This is a genomic window from Streptomyces fuscigenes, assembly GCF_021556455.1.
GTDB lineage: Bacteria > Actinomycetota > Actinomycetes > Streptomycetales > Streptomycetaceae > Streptomyces > Streptomyces fuscigenes.
In genome coordinates, this window is record NZ_JAKGCV010000704.1 from 1 (window position 1) to 1,837 (window position 1,837).

Sequence of the window (1,837 nt, forward strand, 5' to 3'; positions counted from 1 at the left end):
TCGGCTCCTCGGCTCGCCGGCGGCCCGACCCTCGGCGAACCGTCCCCCGGGGGGACCGTCCGGGAGGGCCGGAGTCATCGGTCACGGGCGACGAGTCTCCCACCGCCCCGGCCCATCGGCCGCCTCCGGCCCGGTCAGCTCGTCCGGGACGGGCTCGAAGCGGTAGACGTCCTCGAGCGTCCGCACGAAGCCGATCGGGATCGGCTCGTCGTCGCCGGGCGCCTGCCGGTGGTCCAGGTAGACGTGCTGCTCCGGGCACATCACCACGTCGTGGCCCGCGCGGGCCGCCACGACGCCGCCCGCGTACCCGCGCCACGAGGAGACCGCCGCGCCGGGCGCGAGGCCGCCTTCGAGGATCTCGTCCCAGCCGATCAGGCGGCGGCCGCGCGCGGCGAGCCAGGTGTCGAAGTGCCGGACGAACCACGACTGCAGCTCGTCCTCGTTGGCGAGGCCCTCCCCCTCGATGCGCGCCTGCGCGGCCGCGGAGTCCTTCCACTGCTCCTTGGGCGCCTCGTCGCCGCCGATGTGGATGAACCGCGACGGGAAGAGCGCGAGCACCTCCTCGAAGACGCCCTCGTAGAAGCGCAGTACGGCGTCGGTGGGCGCGAGGATGTTGCCGTTGATGCCCCATGTGTCCCAGACGTCCAGGGCGGCGGTGTCGACGACGTCGGCGTTGCCGAGTTCCGGGTACGCGGCGATGGCGGCCTGCGAGTGTCCGGGGACGTCGATCTCCGGGACGACGGCGATGTGCCGCTCGGCGGCGTACGCGACGATCTCGCGGATGTCGTCCTGGGTGTAGAAGCCGCCGTGCGGCGTCTCGCTCCACAGGTCGGAGGCGCGGTGCCCCCACTTGGTGCGCGGGCGCCAGGCGCCGACCTCGGTCAGGCGCGGGTGGCGCTTGATCTCGATGCGCCAGCCCTGGTCGTCGGTCAGGTGGAGGTGCAGGACGTTGAGCTTGTGGGCCGCGAGCAGGTCGAGGTGGCGCAGGACGCCTTCCTTCGGCGTGAAGTGCCGGGCGACGTCGAGCATCATGCCGCGCCAGCCGAAGCGGGGGCTGTCGCGGACGGTGAGGGCGGGCAGCCGCCACAGGCGGTCACCGTCGAGCGGCGCGCGGCGGAACGCGTCGGCACCCAGCAGTTGGCGCAGGGTCTGCGCGGCCCAGAAGACGCCCGCGGGCCCGCCGCCCTCGATCGTGACGGCAGGTCCGTCGCCGTCGCCGGGGGCCGCCGTGGTCAGGACGTACGCCTCGGCGCCGCCCTCGCGTTCGACGTCGGCGCTCACGCGCAGCACGATCCGGTCGTGGCCGGTGTCCGCCCCGGGGGCGGGCGCGTCGGTGAATCCGATGCCGGTGGCGGCTCCGACGGCCGTGCGCAGCCAGCGCGCGGTGGCGGCCGTGCCGGGGCCCGCCGCGATCCGAAGCGCGCCGGGGAGCGCGAACCCGTCGGCGCCCGCGGCCCCTCCTCCGCCGTCCCGGGGGGCGTCGTGGCGCAGGCGCGCGGGTGCGGGAACGAGCCCCAGGCGGGCGAGGTCCCCTTCCGGGGCCGGCTGTTCGGCCCGCTCGGATTCCGGCCGCGGGTTCGCGGAATTGGTCGCCATTCGTCCTCCACCGGGTGTTCGGTGCCCTGATCGGTGCCCACCCCGGCGCGCACCGGGATGAGGTCTATACCAATAGGGAAGACCAGCACACGGGGGCGGATCCGGCAAGGGACGAAGACGGCGGGAAGGGCCGGGTCGGGCCGGGACGGGCCCCGCAGCCGGCGCGCCGGCGCGCCGGGAGGAGGCGCGGCGGCCGGGACGGCAGGCGGGTGGGGTCCGCGTTGTTGCGTGCCCGGTCGGC

Annotated in this window: 1 protein-coding gene; it reads right to left on the reverse strand. The window is 75.4% G+C overall.

What is annotated here, in order from left to right:
• Nucleotides 1-81 precede the first annotated feature (81 nt).
• Nucleotides 82-1,596 carry a beta-N-acetylhexosaminidase gene (locus tag L1885_RS27920; protein WP_235799930.1) on the reverse strand — a complete coding sequence of 505 codons (1,515 nt, stop codon included), beginning with the start codon at nucleotides 1,594-1,596 and terminating at the stop codon, nucleotides 82-84.
• Nucleotides 1,597-1,837: the final 241 nt, after the last annotated feature.

Bases quoted from the DNA above. Each gene is read 5' to 3' on its own strand.
- L1885_RS27920 (WP_235799930.1), bottom strand. From the start codon at position 1,596: ATGGCGACCAATTCCGCGAACCCGCGGCCGGAATCCGAGCGGGCCGAA.